Genomic DNA, 25,529 nt, shown 5'->3' on the forward strand with positions numbered 1-25,529 from the left:
TTTTTTCTTTTAATCCTTTTATTCAGAATACTCGGAAAGTGACAGAAGAGGGATAACGCTTCCGTCAACCCTGTCACCCCAAACTTACTAGCGCAATAGGGTACTAAGTAAGCAGTTGGTACCTTACCGCCAATGGAACTTAAATTAACTATAGTTCCACTACCCCGCTCGAGGAAATGAGGTAGAAGGGCATTAATTGTGTGGATATATCCCCATAAATTAGTGTCTATAATTTGATGCCAATCACTGAGAGAAAACTGCTCTACGGGCCCTGATGCGAAGATGCCTGCATTGTTTATCAACACATCGATATAACCATAATGCTCCAATGCCTTTTGTACCAAGGTGTGTACTTGAGATGCGTCAGTGACATCACAAGTAACAGTCAATGGTGCTGCACGACCAAGGCTTTGTAACTCCTGCGCTACAGCTTCCAAACGGTCAGCATGACGAGCTGTAATTACAAGGTCATATCCTTGCCGAGAAAATAAAAGAGCTGTTGCTTTACCAATACCTTCAGAAGCACCTGTAATCAATACCGTAGGAGCCATACTATTATATATAAGTAGTAAATTTAAAAATATTATTTGCTCTTTCTTTATTATTATTTTGAGCAATAACATTCCAGAAACCTTCTAACTTTCGTTAGATTTTTTATGATATCCAAAATAGTTATTTAGCGAGATTATAAGTTTTCATTCGCAGTTGTTTGGTAAAAATACCTCTACTCTAAAGGGTAATAAAAACTCTTATTGAACTTTTGCTAGATAAGTATTTCCTAAACATCTTCAAAATCTCATTCTTTAGAGTTGTTTCTACTTTAGGACTAGAGACAGATAGCGTCACATGGGTAATTTAAGTAATATGAACAATGTAATTAGCTTCTTAAGGAAACTTCACAATGGCAACTTATCCTAGCGATCAAACTGAAACTGCATACAATGGCAAAGACCGCAATGCTGGTGAACTTGGGCTAACTCCTCAGTCTGAACTTTGGAACGGTCGCTTGGCTATGATCGGTTTTCTAGCTTACCTACTTTGGGATCTCAATGGTTATAGCGTAGTCCGGGACGTACTTCACCTGATTTCTTAAACTCCCGTTAATTATTGAGCGTTTTTGTTGCAGGCTTAGATTCTGTCCAAAGTATCAAATACAAGGCACTGGTTATAATAAATACTAATTTTACCAGTGTCTTCACTCATATCACGCAACCTTTTAACCGAAAACGGTTTTTAAAATAGCATCTAGTTATGTAATAATAGTTCAAGTATCTTAATATTTCTATATATTTTTGTTCGTCGGCATTGTCCAGTGTAAAACATTTACCACTAACACAGTTTTCCGGCTAGTAGTTAGTAGTTTATGTAATTACTATATTTTATTTTTTGAATTTTCATCTGAATGTTAGGCGGAGTAAAAGTGTGATCGAGTTAGAACAACCACCCAGTCATCAAACAAAATTGACTTCAGTAGTGAAAAGTAAATCTCACTTTAAAGGACTTTTCATTGCTATTGTCATTGTTAGCGCATGGGTCATTAGCCTGAGTTTATTGCTTTCCCTTGATATCTCCAAGTTAAAATTTTGGATGCTATTGCCCGTTATACTATGGCAAACATTTTTATATACGGGATTATTTATTACATCTCATGATGCCATGCATGGGGTAGTGTTTTCCCAAAACAATAAGATTAATCATTTTATTGGGACATTAACTCTATCTCTTTATGGTCTTTTACCATATAAAAAATTATTAAAAAAGCATTGGTTACACCACCAAAATCCAGCAACTCAAATCGACCCAGATTTTCATAATGGTATACACAAAAACTTCTTTGCTTGGTATTTCCATTTTATGAAAGGTTACTGGAGTTGGGGACAAGTTATTGCTTTAACTCTTATATATCAGTTTGCTAATCGCATCCTTCATATACCCCATGCTAATCTAATAACTTTTTGGGTACTTCCTTCGCTTTTAAGTTCATTCCAATTATTTTATTTTGGTACTTTCCTTCCACATAGCGAACCAATTGCAGGGTATATTCAGCCTCATTGTGCCCAAACGATTAGCCGTCCAATTTGGTGGTCATTTCTCACGTGCTATCATTTCGGCTATCACGAAGAACATCACGAGTATCCTCATGTTTCTTGGTGGCAGTTACCAGAAATTTACAAAGCAAAATAGTTCTTGTTTATCTAATAAATAAGTGGGCGTGAATAATTAAAGGTTTGTAGTTAGCATCTCCAGCCATTAAAATAAGTCTGGGGCTGCTTACTAGAGCAAATTCATTCTGCTTATGCCAATTAATAATTCTCGTCTTGTCACTTATAGCCCTGCTTATACAATCGTTCCCACTTACGAGTGCTTTAATCAGTGTAGTTACTGCAACTTTCGCAGCGAACCGGGTAAAAGTCCCTGGATGAGTATTTCAGATGCAGACAGTATTTTAAAACCACTTCAAAGCGAAAAAGTCTGTGAAATTCTTATACTCAGTGGTGAAGTGCATCCTCATTCGCCAAAGCGTCAGGCGTGGTTTACACGGATTTATGATTTGTGTAAATTAGCGCTTTCAATGGGGTTTTTACCTCATACAAACGCGGGGCCACTGAGTTTTGAAGAAATGCAAAAGCTCAAGCGTGTGAATGTTTCGATGGGGCTGATGTTGGAACAGTTAACACCAACATTGTTAAATAGTGTACATCGGCACGCACCGAGTAAATTACCAGAAGTCCGTTTACAGCAATTGCAATGGGCGGGAGAGTTGCAGATCCCTTTTACAACTGGGTTACTGTTAGGAATTGGGGAAACAGTTGATGATTGGTGGGAAACATTAACAGCTATATCTGAACTGCATCAACGTTATCACCACATTCAAGAAGTTATTTTACAACCTCATAGTCCAGGACATCAGCAAACCTTTGATGCACCACCTTTTGACCCTCATCAGTTACCAAAAGTAATTGCTAAAGCACGTCAGATTTTACCGCCAGATATTACTATTCAAATTCCGCCGAATTTAGTTAAAGATGACCGATGGTTACTCGCTTGTATCGAAGCTGGTGCGCGAGATTTGGGCGGAATCGGGCCAAAAGATGAGGTGAATCCCGATTATCCTCATGTTCAGGAACAGGCATTAAGAGAAATTTTACAGCCTGCGGGGTGGGAATTGGTAGCTCGTTTGCCAGTTTATCCGCAATTTGATAGTTGGTTGTCGGGAGAATTACAAACAGCGGTGAAACAGTGGCGCAAGACTCTAACCACTGTTTCTCTTTTGTAAGAATAGGGAAGTAGAGATTTTACTATCTAGAACACCAATTCAGTAATCCTGAAAGAACCTCTCCCCCAACCCCTCTCCGAAGCGGAGAGGGGAGTTTAGCTGCCCCAACGCTCGTAGGGAAGGGGGCTGGAGGGTTAGGTTTTTGATAATTGAATCGATGCTCTATTAGTTAACGAGTATTTGAACTGGATGAATCCACCTTTTTACTCCGTTGACGAGTATTTGAACTGGATGAATCCACCTTTTTACTCCGTTGACGAGTGTTTGAACTGGATGAATCCACCTTTTTACTCCGTTGACGAGTGTTTGAACTGGATGAATCCACCTTAATTCTCTATAATCTCGATTATTATGAGCATCATTGCTATATTTTTTACCTATGCTTAATAATGATGACTTACTCGCAAACCTCTACAACGCCTTTAACCCCTTTGAACCCTTACCCGCAGGCGATCCAAAATATGTAGATTGTCAGGATGTGCGGGGAGATGCGGATATTTTGCAAGAGTTGGGAAATCGGATGCAATTGGCAAATACAAATACTTGCCAATTGTATTCTGGTCATCGAGGTGCGGGGAAGTCTACAGAATTACTCAGATTAAAGAAGTATTTAGAAAATCGGAAATTTTATGTTGTCTATTTTGCGGCTGATGAAGAGGATATCGATTCTGAAGATGCCCAATATACAGATATTCTCCTCGCCTGTACCCGCCGTTTGCTCAAAGATTTAAAAGAAATTGCTAGTCCCGCTCCTATACTCAACTGGTTAAAAAGTCGTTGGGAAGATTTAAAAGATTTGGCGCAGACTCCCATAGAGTTTGAGAGTCTGGGAGTAGAAGCCAAACTTGCTCAGTTTGCCAAGTTGACCGCAAATTTAAGAGCTGTACCTGAATTACGCCATAAAATCCGCCAAAAAATTGATCCTTACACCGTCACTTTAATTCAGGTGTTGAATGAGTTTCTAGCGGATGCAAAAAAGAACTTACCTACAGGTAAAACTCAACTGGCGGTAATTGTCGATAATTTAGACCGGATGGTGTTAGTCAAAGAAGGAGAGCGCACCAACTATGAGGAAGTCTTTTTAGACCGCAGCGAACAACTCCAAGCTTTAGATTGCCATTTGATTTACACTGTCCCGATTTCAATGGTCTATTCTACCAGAGCAACAGACCTTAGAGATATCTACGGCGACCCCCAAATTTTGCCGATGATTATGGTAAACACTCTCAAGGGGGAAGTTTACCAGCCAGGACTCAAGAAAGTTAAAGAAGTAATTAACAAGCGAGTCCGGCAAATTGCACCCGAACTATCACTAGAGAAGGAAATTTTTGATAGTCCCCAAACCTTAGAAAAACTCTGTTTGATGAGTGGAGGTCATGTAAGGAATTTGCTATTGTTAACTCAAGATGCCATTGGACGCACTGAAGAGTTACCTGTTTCAGAAAAAGCGGTGCGACGAGCAATTACTCAAGCTAGAGATACTTTTCGCCGTGCTGTGGAAAATCATCAATGGTGTCTGTTAGCAGAAGTCTCTTCTTCTAAACGTATTATTAATGATGATTTGTATCGGAGCTTGATGTATAACCGCAGTCTTTTAGAATACCGATATTTGGATGATGAGGGAGAGATGCAGCGTTGGTATGATATCCATCCATTGATTCAAGGAATTCCAGAATTTAAAGAAGCCGTAGTGAAACTTTCATGAACCCAAATTTAAGTGATTGGGATGATGATTTACCCCCAGAACCAGAAGAAGCTTATCAAGACTTACTTCGCGCACTGAAGCGAAAATCAGGATTTGGTTTGTTTTTTGTGCAATGTACACCTGTGGAAGCAGACAAGTTCATTGTCAAACTTCCCCAGGAGATTCCGCAGAAGAACATTGCAGTTTTGCGCTTGGTTGAGTCCATTGATAATTTATATCAGCCAGTCGCAGAGTTTCTCAAAGACAAGCAAGTTGATATTTTATTGATTAAAGGTTTGGAATATTCTTTATACAAATATGAAAAAAGAAGTTTTGGTGAAATAACAGAAGGACAATTTAGTAATTTAACCAGTGTTCCACATATTTTAAATCACTTAAACCAACAGCGAGAACGCTTTAGAGATGATTTTCCAATTAGCTTAGTTTTTCTTGTACGTTCATTTTCGATAAACTATTTTATTCATCGCGCCCCAGATTTTTTTGATTGGCGTTCTGGAGTATTTGAATTACCGACTACACCAGAAGTCGTAGAACAAGAATCAAATCGCCTGTTGTTGGAAGGAAACTATAATAAATATTTGAAACTCACCCATCAACAAAAAATTGAGAAAATTATAGAAATTCAAGACTTGCTGAGAGAAAAGCATCAGACAGAGAATCGTAAGACCAGTTTATTACTTGAACTAAGAAACTTATTAATTAGCACTAAGGAATATGAAGAAGCGATCGCATCCTTCAACCAAGCACTGAAAATTAAAGCTGATGATCACGAAGCTTGGAACGATCGGGGCTATGCGCTATTTAATTTAGGACGCTTTGAAGAAGCGATCGCATCCTTTGACCAAGCACTGAAAATTAAAGCTGATGATCATGAAGCTTGGAACAATCGGGGCATTGCACTAGGCTATCTAAAACGCTACGAGGAAGAAGTAGCATCTTACGACAAAGCGATAGAAATTAAACCAGATTATCAGGAAGCTTGGTATCACCGAGGTATCGCGCTTAAAGACTTAAGTAAATGGAAGGAAGCTCTCGCTAACTGGGAGAAAGCGATAGAAATAGAACCAAATGACCACTCAAGCTTGAACTGGCAAGGAAATGCTTTAGATATACTAGGTCAATCTGAAGAAGCAATAATCTGTTATGACCAAGCCCTTGCCCTCAATCCCAAACATCCTCATGCTTGGTATAATCGAGGCATTGCACTAGGCAATTTGAGACGCTATGAAGAAGCGAGCGCTTCTTGCGACCAAGCACTGAAATTTAAAGCAGATGACTACGAAGCTTGGTACTGTAAAGGTAATGCGCTATTTAATTTAGGACGCTTTGAAGAAGCGATCGCATCCTACGACCAAGCACTGAAATTTAAACCTGATTTACACCAAGCTTGGAAAAATCGGGGCAATGCGCTATTTAATTTAAGACGCTTTGAAGAAGCGATCGCATCCTACGACCAAGCACTAAAATTTAAATCTGATTATCACTATGCTTGGTATTATAAGGGGTCTTCATTAATTAAATTAGGTCGCTGGAGAGAAGGAAATAAAAGTATTAGTAAGGCTTTTGAAATTAATTCAGATTTTATGAACGCTCTGCTTGACATACAGAAAAAACACATTATCAGTTGGTTTCAGCAAAAATTGGGATTACAAAAGTTAGTTTGGATTTGGATAAGTATCTTGAGGCTGATTGGATTTAGGCGTTGATTGAGCGATCTTGTTATTAAAGTTTATGGTTTAAATGATTTTAACTCATCTTAATGTAGCGATTGCCTTCACCCTTCAACTTAAAATACTAAGTGAAATTAAAAGCGATACCGAGACATTACTAAATATAAAGTTAACCCATCTTTAAGAATATAGGACTTACGCATTGACAGAAAATCCTAAATGATAGATATGCCTTTCAAGGCTTTTAGCTAGATTTTTCAATTATCTTTTTGCGATCGCAATTAACAAAGGATGCTTTGTAAAAGCCTGAAACAACCTATTTACGTTAATACACAAGATGATTCATTTGTACAGTGCGTAACTCCTAGAATATAAATCAAATGTCAGAAAATGCCTAAGAGCAAAAAAATCTATCTCTCCAAGAAATTGCTAGCCTTTCTTTGGCAGAACGTCACAAAATACTAGAACCTTTTATCGCCGCCACAGCCGAAGATTTTTTGAACGACCCTGAATTAACAGAATTCTCGGTTTTGGATGGTGAAGATTGGGAAACTGAGAATAACAACATAATTCATGTGGAAGAACCCGAAAGCATCCGCAGCCATGACGCTTTTTTGAACGGCTACGCACCAGAAGACGAATGGCTTTATGACGACTGAAATTAAAAGCGGTCAAATAAATACTCACCGTGAACTAATTACTAACGCATCCCTCAAAAGAGATAGATAGGAGTCAAAACCCTGTTGTAAAATAGACATATAAGGATTCGGGGGGCCATTTAACTGGTCATAAACGCCTATAGAAACTATTTTTGGAAATCTCCAAGGTCTGAAGTCCAGCCAGCTGAAGCAACTACAGCGGCTGTATCACCAGCGCATACCAGGCGATCGCATCACCACGCCTGAGTTTTCCCAGCGTCTGGCAGCAATTAGCACAGAAGTCAATCAGCCTGTGTGCGCCTACATCAACCGTCGCGGACAAGTGATTCGCGTCGGGGTAGGCACACCACGCCAAACGCAAATACCACCGATGGAATTGCCCCGTTACGGTGCAGAACGACTCAGTGGTATTCGTTGTATTGCCACCCATCTAAAGCCAGAACCGCCCAACGAAGCGGCACTCACGGCTATGGCACTGCAACGCTTAGATGCCCTAGTTGTCCTAAATATTACCGGAACCGGCTTTACACGGCGGGGAGGCGGTTCGACTGGATATGTCAAAGAAGCTTATCTAGCTCATCTGACACCCCAAGAGTCTCGCACCCTGATTACTAGTCCTGCGGCTCCCAAGATAGGCGAAAGCCAAATCCAATCCCCAAGTTGGAATATATCGCCACCTTTGGACTTGGACGATCTGGCAGACCAGGATTTAGTAGACTTGGTAGAAAATCTGGAAGCGGAATTCCAGCGTGAATTTATCGCCCAGGAAGTAGATGCTGACCACGATCGCGTGCTGATTGTGGGGCTGATGACTAGTGAAATGACTCCCCTACAATTCCAAGACACCCTATTAGAATTGGCACGTTTAGTTGATACTGCTGGGGGAGATGTATTACAAACAATACAACAAAAGCGATCGCGCGTTCATCCCCAAACCGTAGTTGGCGAAGGTAAGGTGCAAGAAATTGCCCTAACCGCCCAAACACTAGGAGTCAACCTTGTTGTCTTTGACCGCGACCTCTCACCCTCCCAAGTCCGCAACTTAGAAATGCAAATTGGTATCCGGGTGGTTGACCGCACCGAAGTAATTTTGGATATTTTTGCCCAACGCGCTCAGTCCCGTGCCGGTAAGTTGCAAGTAGAACTAGCACAGTTAGAATACATGCAACCGCGACTAGCTGGTAGAGGTCGCACCATGTCCCGATTGGGTGGTGGTATTGGGACTCGTGGCCCTGGTGAAACCAAACTGGAAACTGAGCGCCGTGCAATTGGGCAGCGCATTTCTCGACTGCAAAAAGAAGTAACTCAGTTGCAAGCTCATCGTTCGCGGTTACGGCAACGAAGACAGCATCGAGAAGTTCCTTCAGTTGCTTTAGTTGGATATACCAACGCTGGTAAGTCCACTTTGCTGAATGCTCTCACTAATGCAGAAGTTTATACAGCCGACCAGTTATTTGCCACTCTCGATCCGACTACCCGCCGTTTGGCGATTCCTTATGGCGAAACTAATGAACATCAGGAAATTCTGATTACAGATACAGTAGGGTTTATACACGAACTGCCTGCATCGTTAATGGATGCCTTCCGTGCCACTTTAGAGGAAGTCACAGAAGCCGATGCCCTACTACATTTGGTGGACTTATCTCACCCTGCTTGGTTGCGTCATATTCGCTCAGTCAGGGAAATTTTGGCACAAATGCCAATAACTCCTGGTCCGGCGCTAGTGATTTTTAATAAGATCGATCAAGCCAATAGTGAGACACTAGCCCTAGCTAGAGAAGAATTCCCTCTCGCGGTATTTATTTCTGCGAGTCAGCGTTTGGGATTAGAAACCCTACGTCAACGCCTTGCCAAGCTCATTGAATACGCCGTTGATTCCCAGTAAATACTGAAATAAATTTTTAATTTCTAATTGAAAATGCCGTAGTTAATAGTAACTATGGCATTTTTTATTGAAATAATAGATATTTATACTTTACTAAAGCTTTATCGGTTTATGTGGAATTTGCTGAATGACAATATTATAAAAGACGTGCTAGAACAATTGATTAATAGTATTTTTCTGTTTCGTAGCTGATACAGTAATTGAATTTATCACTAAATAAACTCAATTACATATAAAGATTTAAGCATTGAACTTGTTCTTACTTAATTTTATACAGCAGAATTTAGAATTTAGGAGTAAAACATGCTTTATATCTGGGTAACAGATTTAGCTTGTCTATCTCACAACTTTAAATCTGCTATAAGTACTCTATTAACCTTTCAGTATGACTTTTAGAGTTATCTCATTTATCAACATTATAGAAAGAGAGGTATATGCAATTAGCTTCACAGCAATTTGAGTCAAAAGATGTCAAAGTACAGGTTCTTTTAACTGGAGGACATCAATACACCGTTTATTTAAAATCAGATGCACCTATACTGCATAGCCTTTTAACAACAGTTGTGGCTCGTGCTTACAAACAAGAATCTGAGTTACAGAATTTATTCCAAATTCCCATCAATGAAGGTCGCTCGGTTTTGTGTTTTCCTAGCGAACATCTTATAGGCGTGGTTACAGAACCCCCAATTTTTGTACAGCAATCAGATAAAATACAACTGCAAAATGATTATATTTTGGCTTCTGATTATATACAAATAGATAATTTTCTTAAACCAGAAGAACACAAGAATTTAGTTGAATACATCCTTAAAAAAGAGTCGGATTTTTTGCCAAGCAATACTTCTACCAACGACATTAATTATCGCCAATCAATGGTTATCTACTCATTCCCTGAATTTTCAGAACTGATATTAAAGAGAATTCAAGCAATGATTCCTGATATCTTGAGCAAATTAAACTTACCATCATTTTCTGTATCACAAATTGAAAGTCAACTCACTGCACATAATGATGGTAACTATTACAAACTTCATAATGATAATGGCAGTTCAGATACTGCTACTAGAGAGCTAACATACGTTTATTACTTTTATCAAGAACCAAAATCATTTTCTGGTGGAGAGTTGCTGATCTACGACAGCAAAATTGAAAATAACGTATATGTAAATGCTGAGACGTTCAAAACAGTTGAACCTCGCAACAACAGCATTGTATTCTTTCTCAGCCGTTATATGCACGAAGTACTGCCTGTGAATTGTCCCTCTCAAGCTTTTGGAGATAGTCGATTTACTATCAATGGCTGGGTGCGTCGATAAGCGAATTCAGTATAATCACTATACACTACCACAATGAATATTTAACTTTAGGGAAGGCGATCGCCTTCCCTAATTTCTTACAAACTCATAGCTAATCGATTTTCTAAGTAATATCTTTCATTGACTTATAAATAGTTTATCAATATTGATTAAGTAATTTATTTATTATTTTTAAATAAAGATTTAATTCTCTAATTAAAACTAGAATTATTACGTAATTATAATAAAATTTTTCTTGCAGTATAAATACTTAATAAGTATAATTAGTTAAAAACAAGTCATTTTTTGATCGTGTATTAAATTTTTGATAAAGCTTAAAAAAAGCAGTACTAAATCTTTTTTTTTTATGTCAATTTAGATAAGAAAATGATGTCCATGATGCTCGTATAAACATCATTATTAGGAAGCTTTTTCATATCTTGTTTAAGAAAAAGAGGTTTAATTTACATGTCTCAAGCTTATTCAAAAAAAGTAATTGGTTATATAAGTTGTGGTCTATTATCATTCACCTTAGCTTTAGGGTCACAACTACCCCAAGCACAGGCTGGCAACGGTAACGGTAATGGTAACGGCAACGGCAACAAAAATACACCAGCACCTGCTCCAGCACCAGCACCTGCGCCAGCGCCAGCACCTGCTCCAGCACCTGCACCAGCGCCAGCACCAGCGCCAGCGCCAGCGCCAGCACCTGCTCCAGCACCTGCTCCAGCACCTGCACCCAAGAGTTTGGGTTCTATAAGTTTTTCAGCTACAGGAACCAATACCTACGACAAATCTAACGATCCTCTGGCAGCGTCGGTTCTTTTTAATTACCTAGACAATGGTTTATTGTCACTGACCCTGACTAACAAATCTTCTGTAGGAATCTCAAATCCTTCTGATGTTCTGACCTCAGTTTTCTGGGACTATGCTGGTTCTCCCCTAAACAACTTATCGCTGGTTTCGGCTCTAGCTCCGACAGTAACCTCAAGCGCAGGCTCTACCACTACAAAGAATGTTGATCTTCTAGCTCTAAAGGAATGGAAATTGCCAAACACGAGTAATACTGGAGGACTTCCTGGCATTGACCAACACTACGGTCTGGGTACAGCTGGCTTAGGCATTTTCCAAGGTGGCGGTGGACAGCAATTCAATTACGGCATCATCAGTGGTTACGCTAATGATGCAAATCCAGCCGTGAGTTCGGGGACTTTTGTTCAAAGTTCAGCTACTTTCCTGCTATCAGGGCTAGCCTCCGACTTTGACATCACTAAGATTGGCAACATCCGTTTTCAGTACGGTACATCACTAAGCGAAACTAGTATAAAACCTGCCACAGCACCTGCTCCAGCACCTGCGCCAGCACCCGCGCCAGCACCTGCGCCAGCACCCGCGCCTGCTCCAGCACCAGCACCTGCACCCGCGCCTGCGCCAGCACCTGCTCCAGCACCCGCACCTGCACCAGCACCCGCACCCGCGCCTGCGCCAGCACCTGCTCCAGCACCCGCACCTGCTCCAGCACCTGCGCCAGCACCTGCACCTGCGCCAGCACCTGCACCTGCTCCAGCACCCGCACCTGCACCTGCACCCGCACCTGCACCTGCACCCACACCAGCACCTGCACCTGCTCCAGCACCCGCACCTGCGCCAGCACCTGCACCTGCTCCAGCACCTGCGCCAGCACCTGCACCCGCACCTGCTCCAACACCTGTACCATCAGTACCGCCTTACTATCAACCCCCTGCACCTCAACCGAAAAAAGTACCTGAACCCAGTACAACCGCAGCATTAGGATTATTTGCCTTGGGTGTTTTCAGACTCAAGAAGAAAAACAAAAAAAATATTTCCCAAAATTAAACCACACTGTTGAGTTTTAGTAGGAGAAAGCTTAAATATGGGTTTAGAAATGCTTATGCTCTTCTAGACCCATTTTTGTTAGAGGTAAGAAACGCTAAACTAGAACCCACCTCAATAATTCCTGCTTTTTAACTAGCGCTTAGTAGCGAAAAAATTTGAGCGACAGAAACAATCTAAATATAATTACTGCTATTGCTAGCATTTAAACTGAAATATTATTAGCTGGTTAGGTCAGATGCAAAATAAAAATAATCTACATAATAGTTGGCTAGCTTAACCTTGGAGTTTAAATAAAGCTGCGTAAATAATTCAAGGTTTGTAGACGCTACGTGTAGCTTGCTTTCCCAAAGAGATACACTACAAATTAATCTCAATATTTTTACATTACTTAACATTACTTTTATTTATTTTTGCCTACTTACATCAGCGCCTTCTGTAGATTAGGTTATGAATGAATAAAGCAGTCACAATCAGTGGCAAAGCTCTAAAATTAAAAAGTATTAAATCAAGTTGAGGATATCATGGCTGCAAAAGTAGAAATTTACACTTGGAGGACTTGCCCGTTTTGCATTCGTGCTAAAAGTTTGCTGAAAAACAAAGGTGTTGAATTTATCGAATACAGCATTGATGGGGATGAAGCAGCCAGAAATAAAATGGCTCAAAGAGCAAATGGACGCCGTTCTTTACCGCAAATTTTCATCAATGACGATCATATTGGTGGTTGTGATGATATCCACGCTTTAGATAGTCAAGGCAAGCTGGATGAGCTACTAACTTCTAGCAATAGCGTATAGGTTCAGAAGGTATTGCGATAGCGACAAACCACTGCAATTACACGGTAGTCGCTACAATTCTAGAAAAATAACACGCTGCCTTGTCTACAGGTTTCCTCACAAAACCAATCTGTCCACAAGACTTTACCCTCCAGATTCTACTCAGCAGTACATATGTACGTCAATTGGTGAGAGCATCAAGAGATAATAATTGAATAACCATTTAATTTCTTGGTGATTGAGGTATAAAGGGTGAAACTGGCTTTTATCATTGATCCCATCCATCTACTTGACCCGTGTCATGATACTAGTGTTGCCCTAATTGAAGCAGCGCAAATCCTGGGACACGAAGTTTGGGTAACTCAAGCGAATCTGCTGAGTGTGTCGGAGGGCAAAGCTTTGGCTGTTCTACAGCGAGTTGAAGTTGTACCAGTACAGTTGGTAGAGGGACGCTGGGTAGCGGCGAATCTTTGGTATAAGTTAAGCGATTCCTTCTTAACTTCTTTAGATACAATGGACGCCGTATTTATGCGGACAGATCCACCTGTCAATGATTCTTACCTTTATGCCACCTACATTCTGGATTACATTGACCAAAATAAAACTTTGGTGATTAACAGTGCCAGCGGCATTCGAGGGGCAAATGAAAAAATGTACGCCCTCCAGTTTACCAAAGCGATTCCTGAAACGATTGTCAGTGCTGATAAGCAATTTATCCGGCAATTCGTGGAAGCAAAGGGGGCAGCAGTTCTCAAACCGTTGGGTAATAAAGCTGGCGAAGGAATTTTGTTTTTGCAATCAGGCGATCGCAATTTTAACTCTATTGTTGAACTCAGTACCCTCCAAGGTAAAGTACCAGTAATGGTACAAACCTATTTACCAGAGGCGAAAGAAGGAGATAAGCGAATTATCTTGCTCAATGGTGAACCAATTGGTGCGCTCAATCGCCTCTCTAGTGGGACTGATTTTCGCAATAATATGGCAACTGGTGGTACAGTTGCTCAAACCGAAATTACCCCAAGAGAGTATGAAATTTGTACCCAAGTAGCCGAACGCTTACGTCAAGATGGCTTAATTTTTGTGGGTATTGACGTTATCGGTGGCTACCTAACTGAAGTTAACGTCACTAGTCCTACCGGAATTCGTGAGATTGACCGTCTAGATGGTACTCACCTTGGTCATCAGGTTATTCAATGGATTGAACAGAGACTAAAAATCCAAAAATAATTTACATTTATTTTTTTGTTTCATGTCCTAACTTTCCAGCAAACAGACTTCTTTTGGACACTTGCGTGGGCTTGTTTCCTACGCTACTTGTTTTAAGTAAATATATTTACTTGTACGGAATATGAGTTTAGTGGATCGTAAAGGGTAGATGCATTCATGTCTACGATCGCCTGTAACGCTCGTGACGCTTAATGACTAGCTAACGCTGTGCTATCGCCTTTGGCGTTTTTCTTTGAGAGAAGACTGAAGACTTGCTAACACTGCGCTATCGGTGATGCATCCATAGTTGGGCAGGTATTCCTATTGTTTTGTTCTGAAAGCATAGCTGGACATGCAAGCCAGTAGACTCCTGCCCAAATTCATTCTATAAAGTAGCCTTGACAAGTTTTTTTACCAATTGGCAAAATTGGGTATGGCAAAAGATTGCTTATCCCTGCCCTTGGTAAAACCCTGGTGGCAGTAGCAGATTTTATACAGCGTTCAGCCTGACCGGAGACTGCTAAGTTAATCTAAAATCCCAAATTCCAAATCTTTTAATTCCTTGGTGTACGTCGGTTTCTCAGAAAATCAGGGATATCTAATCCAGGTTTTTCCTTTGGTTCTGGAATTGGAGTTGGGGTTGGAGTTGAACTTGGAGTTGAGGTTGGGGTATTAACTGTCGGTTGCTGTGTTGTTGGACGCTTCGAGGTATTAGGTGCTACTCGAACGTTAGCCACGCTTTGTTGTACCGCAGCTTGCACTTCACCTGTAAATCCAGTGGCAATTACAGTAATTCTTACCTCACCTTGGAGTCTGTCATCAATTACAGCCCCAAAAATAATATTGGCGTTGGGATCGACTACTTCATAGATTGCTTCTGCCGCTGCATTAACTTCATGCAAAGTCAGGTCAGTACCACCTGTAATATTAAATACAACTCCTCTAGCGCCTTCAATAGAACACTCTAGTAATGGTGAAGAAATAGCTGCGATCGCAGCTTCTCTGGCTCTAGATTTTCCAGAACTAACGCCAATTCCCATCAATGCCGATCCCGCATCTGCCATAACTGCTCGGACATCAGCAAAGTCAACGTTTACCAAACCGGGGATCGTGATGATATCAGAAATACCTTGCACCCCTTGCCGCAGTACATCATCTGCATAACGAAAAGCCTCTTGCACAGGCGTTTGTTCGGGGATCACTTCCAGCAGTTTGTTGTTAGGGATAATGATCAGTGTATCTACTCTACTTTTTAGTCCTTCAATACCTTGTTCTGCTTGACTGGTGCGGCGGCGTCCCTCAAAAACAAATGGACGTGTGACTACACCAACAGTGAGGGCACCCATTTCTTTGGCCACTTCTGCCACGATTGGTGCTGCACCCGTCCCAGTACCACCCCCCATACCAGCAGTAATAAATACTAAATCTGCACCCTCTAAAGCCGTAGCAATTTCGTCCCGTGATTCCTCAGCTGCCTTTTGACCAATAGCAGGATTACCACCTGCTCCTAAACCCCTCGTTAGCTTCTGCCCAATTTGCAATCGACTTGGAGCGCCAGCTAAGGTAAGAGCTTGGGCATCAGTATTAATTGACCAAAACTCTACGCCAGAGACATCAGACTCGATCATGCGGTTAACAGCATTGCCACCACCACCACCGACACCAATCACTTTGATGTTGGCGACCCGACCAGGAACAATCTCACCAATTCGGCTATTTTCCGGAGAAATTTTTTTATTATCGTGATTTTGCCCGAAGTTCAGCCCAGAGTTATTAAAGGGATTGGTCGAGTTAACTGCCAGAGAGAACCCCGGCTGTCCCGTAGATTGGGAATTTTTATAGTTAAGTCCTTGGTTATTATCAAGTGTCATTGGATTTGTGAAAGGGTAGATAAACGACTTTTTCAGGTGTTATTCACCTAAGAGTCAACTTTAGTTTGACAATGCCACAATAGTATGGCGTTGTTCTTTATTGTTTTCACTACTGCCAAGCCTAACAGAATTGGCAGTGCGAAAATTTGCTATGGGATGAGCTTTTAACACAGCCGATCGCACAGCCAATTCTAGAGAAGTATACCTATATTTATCTAAAACTGACCTGTATAACTTCAACCAGACATTAATCTCTTGATTATTCTCAGCGGCGGGCATAACTGGTAAAGACACACTACAGCGTATCTTCTCTGTCTCAATAATAATATTGTTAATAAGTTTTACCATTGGGCATAATTGCAGCTTTAGACACAAAATTTACCTTCTACTTACTTATGCTTAAGTTAAACTAAGCAAGAATTTACTTGTCAGACTATACCTGATTAATTTGTTGTTTGGGTGGTCACAATGGACACTTTGTTGAAGCAATAGTCTATCTTACAAAAACTCTCACTAGTGCGGCCAACAAATCAAGATTTCCTAAGAGATTTCGTCACCTAATAGGAATTACAGCACAGAACAGTCCAAACTTATTGCCCAGAAGCAATGCTTACGCAATTTTGGCTGGCATTTTTCGTTACAGATTGAAACTTCGGTAAACTGTCTTTGGAAGTGTCCTCAACAGACCAAAGCCAGAGCCTTTTTGCTTCTGCACTTGGATGGCGGCATAAACCATTCCATCAGTGACTTCTGCTCACGAGTCTGAATCTGAATGAAAAGCTCAAGCAATGTTCTCTTTTTTGCACTGGGTTTAGTCAAGGAATGTATGGGCAGAAGGCGTTTTATACGCGATAGGCCATCATTAGACTGTCTGACATTTTGCACCCTACTATTAGATGTTAGGGTAACAATTGAGGGTCTGTTACTCGCAATAGAGATTTTATGATTGATTTTCTCATTTTAATTAGAAGTTAATGCCGATTTTCGGGCGATTTGCTGGAAAACTGAAAATAATAAATATATTTATCAGCATAAAGCTTCTTAATTTACTAGGAACTATCAAAATAATAAACACGCTAGATGTTTTTAGGAATTTTGGCAGTTAATTTTTGATCTTTTTGGTTCATTTGTACTAATGGAAGTTCAGGATTTTTCAGATCGATATACTCTATTTGACCAGAATTAAATTTTGTTGCTAAATGACGCATTTGGGCGAGTACCTTAAATTGTTCAGACAATTGGGGACTTGGTACACCGAGATGCACGTTTCCTAATTCTGTTTTCAAAATTAAATTTGTTGGATTTTGGCAATCAATTTCTATAACTTTCACGGGACTTTGACTCACAGCTTCATGGAGTTGAGTCCAGTAAAGGCAGTATTGATTTGGCGAACCAATTACTCTGAGATTTGGTAATTTTTTAGTAGGATTCAGTGATGTATATTTTTCTAAAGGCATCCAGGCCCCACTTGCATCTAGTAAGCCGATTGTTACTTTTTTGTTGCCACGTGTTTGAGTTACCGCTACAGGTACTCGTTCTTGGATTTCAATGATTAATCCAGGAGGAAATAGGCGGCGTCTGACGATGGCTTGGGCAATAGTTGGCTGTTTTTTCAAAGAGTTAGCGATCGCTGACGGTTCAATCCGCCACAAAGACTGAGGGTAAGACAGCACCAACAATGACTGAGTTGTTTGATCTGACAGCAATTTATTGCCTGATTTCATCACTATTTGTTTGGGAGCCTTTAGCATCCACATCGGTTGGACTGCCACCCACAACAATCCACCCGCTAAACCAGTAATGGCAAAGGTTCGCCAAATAGCTTGAATAATTTTCATCTGCCGCTGCCGACGCAATTTCTGGCGACGCTGGGCTAGATGCGTGCGGGAAACTGATATTATGCCAGCCATTCACACCCCTTTTTGGTTGCAATCTAAATTCCTTAACAAGCTCGTATCATTATTAATTTCAGTAAACACTGTTGGCATCTTTTAGCCGCTCTCCTCAAGACTTTTTTTATTTTTAGTAACACTTTACAGTAACTACACAATGATTATGGCGCTAGTAATTAGTTCTATTAAAGTTTCCGGTGTCCATTTTTAACTGACTGTAGTCTTTTTGACAAGTTATTTTTGAAGATTTTTCCTTAAAGATTACAAAATATTAATTGAGATGTGTGGGATTTGGCTTTCTTGACAAATAGAATGTGAAATGATACATAAGTATTCCTGGATCTCTGTATACCTTGCTATAATTCATACCAGTTACACCCATCAGCCATCCAAACTGAGAACCATGAAAATTTGTAGTTTTTTTTACTTGCTCCCTAAACCATATAATTTTGTGGCATGTCAAACACAAGGGAGAGATTGTCAAAACTTCAATAGCAGGTGTAAAAAGGACAGATATGCTTAAGACCTGACAGGTAGAGCGTCACCAATAAAAGATGAAATCCTTGCCAGGTAAGGGTATAGGAAATAGAGTGTAGGTTCTGAAAAATCAAGAAAAGTAAAAATAAGTGCGAACATAAATAAAGTTATTCGTCACTATACCCCACACCCTACACCCCACACCCAAAAGCTTTGTAGATAATGGGTTTGCATTATCTTAGTGCCATTTGCTATTAGGATCGATTAAATCTCTACCATACTACTGACAGTAATCTGGCGACAAGTACTGTCTTTTGCAAGACACTACCACCTTGCGAGTCAATCCTCTATCTACATCCTAGATAGGGATTAATTGTATAAAGAATTCAAACTAAACTGCATCTACATAAACCTCTACATACATGAAAACGACATTAAATTTGTCACGTTTTTATAAAGCATGTAACCCTAGCTACACGCTTAATATAAGTAACGTACTAGATCGGCAGTATTACATAGATTTTGCTGATGTACGTGGTTGCAAGATTGTCGAAGAATTGCAGCGAACTATTATTCGGATTTCTCCTGATGAGCCAACCTGCCAGTTATTTACGGGTCACATTGGCTGCGGTAAGTCAACGGAATTGCAGCGCCTCAAGACAGAACTAGAATTGGCAGGATTTCATGTGGTTTATTTTGAGTCCAGTCAAGACTTAGATATGGCGGATATTGATGTCAGCGATATTTTGCTGAGTGTAGCCCGTCAAGTCAGTGCCAGTTTAGAAGGGATTAGCATTAAACTCAAACCTGGTTACTTTACCAATTTGTTTAAAGAAGTAGGCGATTTTTTGCAAAGCCCTATAGAACTTTCTGGACAAGCAGAGTTGTCCTTGGGTATTGCCAAAATTACTGCGAAAACCAAAGATAGCACCCAGATGCGGAATCAACTGAGGCAATATCTGGAACCACGTACCAATAGTATTTTGCAGGCGATTAACGAAGAGATTTTAGAAAAGGCTGTTGAACAGCTAAAGCTAAGGGGTCAAAAAGGACTGGTAGTGATTGTAGATAATTTGGATCGAGTAGATATGCGTCCCTTAGCATCCGGGCGATCGCAACCAGAATATCTCTTCATTGACCGAGGCGAACAGTTACGCCGACTTAAATGCCACCTAGTTTACACAATTCCTCTAACGTTAATTTTCTCCAATGAGTATGAGACACTGAAAAATCGTCTGGGGGGAGGGATTGCACCAAAAGTACTACCGATGGTATTAGTGCGGCAAAGAGATGGCAGTGACTACGAACCAGGAATGTCACTAGTGCGCCAGTTAGTTCTAGCTAGAGCTTTTCCAGAAGTTCCTTTGAATAGCAGACTTTCATTAATTACAGAATTATTCGATCGCTCCGAAACCTTGGATCGTCTATGTCGCGTTAGTGGTGGTCACATTCGTAACTTATTAGGCTTACTTTATAGCTGCCTGCAACGACAAGATCCGCCTTTTTCTAGGGACTGCTTAGAAGCCGTGATTAAGGACTACCGCGACGATTTGCTATTAGCTATTGATGAATCCCAGTGGGAATTATTGTTTGAAGTAGTACAGCAGCAGAGAGTTAAAGGTGAGTCTGACTATCAGAGCTTACTAAGAAGTATGTATTTGTTTGAATATCGAGATCCTGTGGGGCGCTGGTTTGGCATCAGTCCAGCCTTGGCAGAAACAGAAAAAGTTTTGGCTTGGCAACAAAATAAGTAACAGTCAATTGTCATTTGTTATTGGTCATTAGTTCACTAACAAATGACCAATGCCCCATATCCAATGCCCCATATCCAATGCCCCATATCCAATGACTAATGACAAACAGCTACGCGTCTACACCAAAGAAAATCAGCATACTTTACAAAGATTGATTAGAGCGATCGCACTTTCCGAAGGTCAATTTGCTCTGATTTTAGTTCGATGCAACTATGGGCGATTACGCGAGCAAATGTTAGAGAATATTCGCTCGAACACTAAAGAAATTTATATCAGAGAAATCGTTCTCAATCCATCAACTACTTCTTTACACAGCACAATAATTTCAGAACTATCTTTAGATAATCCTGCCGTCCTTACAGACTCTTTACCGTCTGCTGTAATGATTTTCGGTATTGAATCAACTACCGACCTAGAAAACTTACTTACAGGTATCAACCAAGCACGAGATATCTATGCTGCTACTTTTCCATTTCCAGTCGTGTTGTGGCTACAGGATGAAGTAGCATCATTGCTTTCAAGATTAGCGCCTGATTTCAAAAGCTGGGCTGCAACCACTATCAAATTTGAAATGGCCAAAGCAGATTTAATTGCTTTGATATCTCAAGAGGAAGAATCTTTATTTGAAAAAGTTTTAGAAGCAGGTGCTGAAACGTTTTTATCTAATGCCTTCCTAGATTTAGATCCTAAGTCGCAACACCGCCACGAAATAGAATCAGCACGTAATGATTTACTACGCCTATATAACGTTAAATTAACACCAGGATTAGAAGCTAGTTTAGAATTTGTGTTGGGGCGAGATAAATACGCCAACGATCAAATTAATGGTGCTTTAGCCAATTATCAAAGAAGCCTAGCATTATGGCAGCAAGAAGCTAGGAGAATAGCAGAGTGGGAGAGTAATTCTTCTTTGCCCTTCTCATGTCCTCATCCTATGCCCCCCTCATCTTTACTCAAGCAAGCAATAGTACTATTCCACTTGGGGCTTTGTTATCACCGAATGGCAGATTTATATCAGAATACTAGTAGCTATTGCGAACATGCTCTGCTGTGGTTTAAACAATGCTTAGAGCTATTGGAGGAGGTACAAAGAGAAGACTTAGTTGCTAAATTCATTTTGCCTGCTTGTGAAATGCTGCAACGCTTACAAGCTTGGGATGACTTAAAAGAATTAGCTCAAAAGTCATTAAACCTACATAAAACTTATGGAACTCCCGCACAAGTTGCTCAAAATTATGGATTTTTGGCAAATGTGGCGGCTTCGGAATCGAATTGGGTACTGGCTCATGAATTAGCAAATACAGCACTTTCTATTTCCGAAGAAGTAACACAAGTCTCTCTGCGAGACGCTTTGCGAAGACGACGACAAGAAAGTTGGTATCTTCTGTTGCTAGCACGCACACAACGGCATTTGGGTGAGTGCGAGGAAGCTATCAATAACTTGGAATGGGCAAGGGTAGTTTGTGAGCTACAACATCAGCCATTACTATACTTAGAGATTTTAGAGGAACTGCGATCACTTTACTTTTTTGAGTGTCATAACTATACAGAAGCCTTTAAGCTGAAGCAAGAAAAAATTAAAATAGAACATCAGTATGGCTTTCGTGCCTTTATCGGAGCAAGTCAATTACAGCCACAACGCCCTAGAATTAACCCAGTACTAGAACCTCAGAAAATACCGTTTATTCCTGAAGAAATTGCTCAAGAAATATCTGCTTCTGGACGGCAACAAGATGTCAATCGCTTAATTGAAAGAATTGCCCGCGCTGACTACAAACTCACAGTTATTTATGGGCCATCTGGTGTAGGGAAAAGTTCAATTCTCAAAGCTGGTTTAGTCCCAGCACTCAAGGGAAAAGTTATTGGTGAACGTATTCCTATACCGATTGTTTTGTCTGTTTATACTGATTGGATAACAATCTTGAGTAGCAGTATCAACCAAGCATTAGCATACACAGGAATATCGGTTAATATTGACTCTACACCTACCATAATACTAGAAAGAATTCGGCTAGCATCTGAGCGCAATTATACAATAGTTATCATATTAGACCAGTTTGAAGAATTTTTCTTTGTTAATAATCCTCCTACACAAAGAATAGAATTTTATAAATTTTTTAGTGAATGTTTAAATATTTCTTATGTAAAAATTATTCTTTCATTACGAGAAGATTATTTACATCATTTGTTAGAGTTTGAACGTTTGAGTCAGAAAAATAGTACTGGCTTATATGATTTAGGAGTAATTAATAAAAATATCCTTGATAAGGATATTCGCTACTATTTAGGAAAATTCTCTAGCCGAGATGCCAAAGCCATAATTCACAGCCTTACTCAACGTTCACATTATGAACTAAGTGAAGAATTGATTAACCGATTAGTCCAGGATTTGACAGGAGAACTAGACGAAGTACATCCAATTGAATTACAAATAGTCGGCGCTCAACTACAAATAGAAAACATTACGACACTTGCAGAATATAAGCTTTGTGGTGGCTCGGCAAAATTAGTGGAACGCTGGTTAGGGGAAGTTATCAAAGACTGCGGTCAAGAGAACGAAGATTTAAGTTGGAAATTATTATTTGAATTAACAGATGAAAAGGGGACGCGACCTTTAAAAACTAAAGCTGATTTAGCAGCTGCATTAGTTAATAATTATGATATAGATACGATATCAAGCTTTGACAAAGTTGGAGAACTGATTTTAGAAATATTGGTGGGTTCAGGCTTGGTATTGCGAGTCAGAGAAGAGTTAGGCGATCGCTACCAGTTGGTTCACGATTATTTAGTTGAACCAATTCGCCAAAAGAACAACTATGGTATGCTCGCCGAATTAGAAAAAATAAAACTTGAAAAAACTAGAGCCGAAGCAGCCCAACAACTTAGTCAAAAGCAACTAAATTTGGTATTGCAACGACGACTGCGGGAAGCACGGATAGCAGGTGCAATCCTAGCAATTATGGGAGGAACAATAGCAGCGTTATGGTGGCAAGCCGACTTACAAAAAAGAGCAGCAATCCGCCAAACTCTACGAGCTGAACGTAGTGAAACCAACTTGAAAATTAGTGGAATCGCTGCTGCTAGCGAAGCTTTATTTGCTTCTAATAAAGAATTTGATGCCCTATTAGAAAGTTTACGGGCTTGGAGAGGACTTAAACAAGCAGATGGAGTTCAGCCAGATACCCGAATGCGGGTGGTAACAGCACTGCAACAGGCAGTTTACGGGGTAACTGAAGTTAACCGCTTGGAAGGGCACACTGATATCGTCTGGGGAGTGACTTTTAGCCCAGATGGTCAATTGCTAGCATCAGGTAGTCGAGATCAAACAGTGAAACTTTGGCATCTTGACGGTACTTTACTCCAAACCCTCAAAGGTCACACTGATGCTGTTACTTGTATAAGTTTTAGTCCTGATGGTCAAACCCTAGCTTCCGCTAGCCTTGACAAAACAGTGAAAATCTGGCATAAAAACTCGGTTACAGGTAAATTTGACCCCAAACCATATAAAACCCTGAGAGGACATCAAGATTGGGTTTATAGCGTTAATTTTAGTCCTGATGGCGAGTTGTTAGCTACTAGTAGCAAAGATAAAACCATAAAACTCTGGCGCAAAGACGGTAGCTTAGTAAGAATACTGAGAGGACATCAAGGGTGGGTTAACTGGGTAAACTTCAGTCCTGATGGTCAACTTATCACCTCGGCCAGCGACGACAAAACAGTGAAAATCTGGCGACGGGACGGTAGCCTTGTTACGACTTTGCAGGGACATAAGCAAGGCGTGATTGTATCTATTTTCAGCCCAGACGGTAAATTTCTGGCGTCAGCAGGTCGAGATCAGACAGTAAAACTTTGGCGGCGGGAGAGTAACAAAAACAAAGACGGTTTTGACTTTTTTCCTTACAAAACTTTACGGCAGCATAGCGGTACAGTATGGAGTTTGAGCTTTAGTTCGGATAGTAAAAAGTTAGCTTCTGCAGGTGAAGACAATACCATAAACCTCTGGAGTATAACTGGTACTTTACTAAAAACCTTCAAAGGACACAGCGATGCTGTCGTTAGCATTGCTTTCAGTCCAAAAAACAAATTGCTAGCTTCAGGAAGTTTCGACAAAAGCGTGAAACTATGGAGTTTAGATGCTCCAAGACCGTATATTCTTCAAGGGCATCGAGATCGAGTTTTAAGCGTTGCTTGGAGTCCCGACGGTCAGATGCTAGCTTCTGGTAGTAGCGATCGCACTGTCAAACTTTGGCAACGATACACCAACAGCGGCGAGGTCAAAACTCGACTTTACAAAACTTTGGTGGGGCACACAAATAAAGTTCCTAGTGTCAGTTTTGACCCAAAAGGTCAAATGCTGGCTTCCGGAAGTTATGACAGAACTGTGAAACTTTGGCGACTTGACGGTACTTTAATCATGACTCTCTACGGACATAGCGATAGTGTCATGAGCGTCAATTTCAGCCCTGATGGTCAGTTTTTAGCATCAGCTAGCAAAGATAAAACAGTGAAACTTTGGAACCGTCAGGGCAAGTTACTCAAAACCTTGGTGGGACATCAAGGTTGGGTAAATAGCGTAAATTTCAGCCCTGATGGTCAGGTTTTAGCCTCTGCCAGTGACGATCAAACTGTGAAACTTTGGCGGCAGGATGGTACTTTGCTCAAAACTTTCTCGCCCCATGATAGCTGGGTATTGGGTGTCAGCTTTAGTCCCACTGACGAGTTGCTGGCTTCTGCTAGCTGGGATAACACTGTGAAACTGTGGCGACGAGATGGGACATTGTTAAAAACTTTATTAAAAGGGTACAGTGATAGCGTCAATGCCGTGACTTTTAGCCCCAATGGTGAATTACTCGCCGCTGCCAGTTGGGACAGTACAGTCAAACTCTGGAGCCATGATGGCAAATTAATTAAAAGTCTCAATGGACATAGCGCTCCAGTATTAAGTGTTAGTTTTAGTCCAGATGGTCAAACACTAGCATCAGCTAGTGATGACAACACGATAATTCTGTGGAATTTACATCTTGACGATCTGCTTGTTCGTGGTTGCGGTTGGGTGGGTGATTACCTTAAGCACAACCGCAATCTTGAAGAGCGCGATCGCCTTCTTTGCGATGGGATAATCCGTACAAACCGTTTTTAATTACAAATTATGAATTAGGTTGAAGCCTCAATGAGCAACCGCTTTTAGTTTAGCGGTTGATGAGGCGA

The 25,529-nt window shown here is 40.6% G+C and carries 17 protein-coding genes; 13 read left to right on the forward strand and 4 right to left on the reverse strand.

Annotated features, from left to right (window positions below; translation table 11 throughout):
* A partial coding sequence (locus RMZ42_RS27455; protein ID WP_322674387.1) for an SDR family oxidoreductase occupies nucleotides 1–551 on the reverse strand: 551 nt, incomplete at its 3' end.
* Between the two features lie 350 nt (nucleotides 552–901).
* Here RMZ42_RS27455 and RMZ42_RS27460 point away from each other — a divergent pair.
* The 11 genes from RMZ42_RS27460 to gshB all read left to right on the forward strand — a co-directional run bounded on the left by RMZ42_RS27460 (nucleotide 902) and on the right by gshB (nucleotide 14,348).
* Complete coding sequence (locus RMZ42_RS27460; RefSeq protein WP_322674388.1) at nucleotides 902–1,093, forward strand: chlorophyll a/b-binding protein; 192 nt, start codon at nucleotides 902–904, stop codon at nucleotides 1,091–1,093.
* Nucleotides 1,094–1,422: 329 nt separating this feature from the next.
* Nucleotides 1,423–2,184, forward strand: coding sequence for a beta-carotene ketolase CrtW (gene crtW, locus RMZ42_RS27465; RefSeq protein WP_322674389.1), 762 nt, complete (start codon nucleotides 1,423–1,425; stop codon nucleotides 2,182–2,184).
* Nucleotides 2,185–2,296: 112 nt separating this feature from the next.
* Nucleotides 2,297–3,277, forward strand: a complete 981-nt coding sequence (cofG, locus tag RMZ42_RS27470; RefSeq protein ID WP_322674390.1) for a 7,8-didemethyl-8-hydroxy-5-deazariboflavin synthase subunit CofG — start codon at nucleotides 2,297–2,299, stop codon at nucleotides 3,275–3,277.
* 379 nt (nucleotides 3,278–3,656) lie between these two features.
* Entirely contained in the window at nucleotides 3,657–4,982 is a 1,326-nt protein-coding gene (locus tag RMZ42_RS27475; RefSeq protein ID WP_322674391.1) for an AAA family ATPase, read from the forward strand.
* Nucleotides 4,979–6,688, forward strand: a complete 1,710-nt coding sequence (locus tag RMZ42_RS27480; protein ID WP_322674392.1) for a tetratricopeptide repeat protein — start codon at nucleotides 4,979–4,981, stop codon at nucleotides 6,686–6,688. Before RMZ42_RS27475 ends, RMZ42_RS27480 begins: the two co-directional genes overlap by 4 nt.
* Before the next feature lie 404 nt (nucleotides 6,689–7,092).
* On the forward strand, nucleotides 7,093–7,311 hold the full coding sequence (locus RMZ42_RS27485; RefSeq protein WP_322674393.1) for a hypothetical protein: 219 nt from the start codon (nucleotides 7,093–7,095) through the stop codon (nucleotides 7,309–7,311).
* Between the two features lie 139 nt (nucleotides 7,312–7,450).
* The gene (hflX, locus tag RMZ42_RS27490; protein WP_322674430.1) at nucleotides 7,451–9,196 is read left to right on the forward strand and encodes a GTPase HflX; all 1,746 of its coding nucleotides are present in this window, start codon (nucleotides 7,451–7,453) and stop codon (nucleotides 9,194–9,196) included.
* Nucleotides 9,197–9,630: 434 nt separating this feature from the next.
* Nucleotides 9,631–10,512, forward strand: coding sequence for a 2OG-Fe(II) oxygenase (locus RMZ42_RS27495; RefSeq protein ID WP_322674394.1), 882 nt, complete (start codon nucleotides 9,631–9,633; stop codon nucleotides 10,510–10,512).
* A 447-nt stretch (nucleotides 10,513–10,959) separates the two neighbouring features.
* Entirely contained in the window at nucleotides 10,960–12,348 is a 1,389-nt protein-coding gene (locus RMZ42_RS34810) for an XDD4 family exosortase-dependent surface protein (protein WP_416211839.1), read from the forward strand.
* Nucleotides 12,349–12,869: 521 nt separating this feature from the next.
* Nucleotides 12,870–13,142 carry a glutaredoxin 3 gene (gene grxC, locus RMZ42_RS27510; protein WP_190893995.1) on the forward strand — a complete coding sequence of 91 codons (273 nt, stop codon included), beginning with the start codon at nucleotides 12,870–12,872 and terminating at the stop codon, nucleotides 13,140–13,142.
* 231 nt (nucleotides 13,143–13,373) lie between these two features.
* Nucleotides 13,374–14,348: a glutathione synthase gene (gene gshB, locus RMZ42_RS27515; RefSeq protein WP_322674395.1), complete on the forward strand. Its 975-nt coding sequence runs from the start codon at nucleotides 13,374–13,376 to the stop codon at nucleotides 14,346–14,348.
* A gap of 533 nt (nucleotides 14,349–14,881) precedes the next feature.
* Here the strand turns inward: gshB and ftsZ are convergent.
* The 3 genes from ftsZ to RMZ42_RS27530 all read right to left on the reverse strand — a co-directional run bounded on the left by ftsZ (nucleotide 14,882) and on the right by RMZ42_RS27530 (nucleotide 18,108).
* A complete protein-coding gene (gene ftsZ, locus RMZ42_RS27520) occupies nucleotides 14,882–16,198 on the reverse strand; it encodes a cell division protein FtsZ (protein ID WP_322674396.1) in 1,317 nt (438 codons plus the stop codon).
* Between the two features lie 60 nt (nucleotides 16,199–16,258).
* Complete coding sequence (locus RMZ42_RS27525) at nucleotides 16,259–16,546, reverse strand: hypothetical protein (protein ID WP_322674397.1); 288 nt, start codon at nucleotides 16,544–16,546, stop codon at nucleotides 16,259–16,261.
* Between the two features lie 728 nt (nucleotides 16,547–17,274).
* On the reverse strand, nucleotides 17,275–18,108 hold the full coding sequence (locus RMZ42_RS27530; RefSeq protein WP_322674398.1) for a cell division protein FtsQ/DivIB: 834 nt from the start codon (nucleotides 18,106–18,108) through the stop codon (nucleotides 17,275–17,277).
* A gap of 881 nt (nucleotides 18,109–18,989) precedes the next feature.
* On the opposite strand from RMZ42_RS27530, the gene RMZ42_RS27535 reads away from it, so the two are divergent.
* Both RMZ42_RS27535 and RMZ42_RS27540 read left to right on the forward strand, forming a co-directional pair.
* Nucleotides 18,990–20,321 carry a P-loop NTPase fold protein gene (locus tag RMZ42_RS27535; RefSeq protein WP_322674399.1) on the forward strand — a complete coding sequence of 444 codons (1,332 nt, stop codon included), beginning with the start codon at nucleotides 18,990–18,992 and terminating at the stop codon, nucleotides 20,319–20,321.
* A 91-nt stretch (nucleotides 20,322–20,412) separates the two neighbouring features.
* The gene (locus tag RMZ42_RS27540) at nucleotides 20,413–25,461 is read left to right on the forward strand and encodes a hypothetical protein (protein WP_322674400.1); all 5,049 of its coding nucleotides are present in this window, start codon (nucleotides 20,413–20,415) and stop codon (nucleotides 25,459–25,461) included.
* Nucleotides 25,462–25,529 lie beyond the last annotated feature (68 nt).

Source organism: Nostoc sp. DedQUE05 (assembly GCF_034530955.1).
GTDB lineage: Bacteria > Cyanobacteriota > Cyanobacteriia > Cyanobacteriales > Nostocaceae > Nostoc.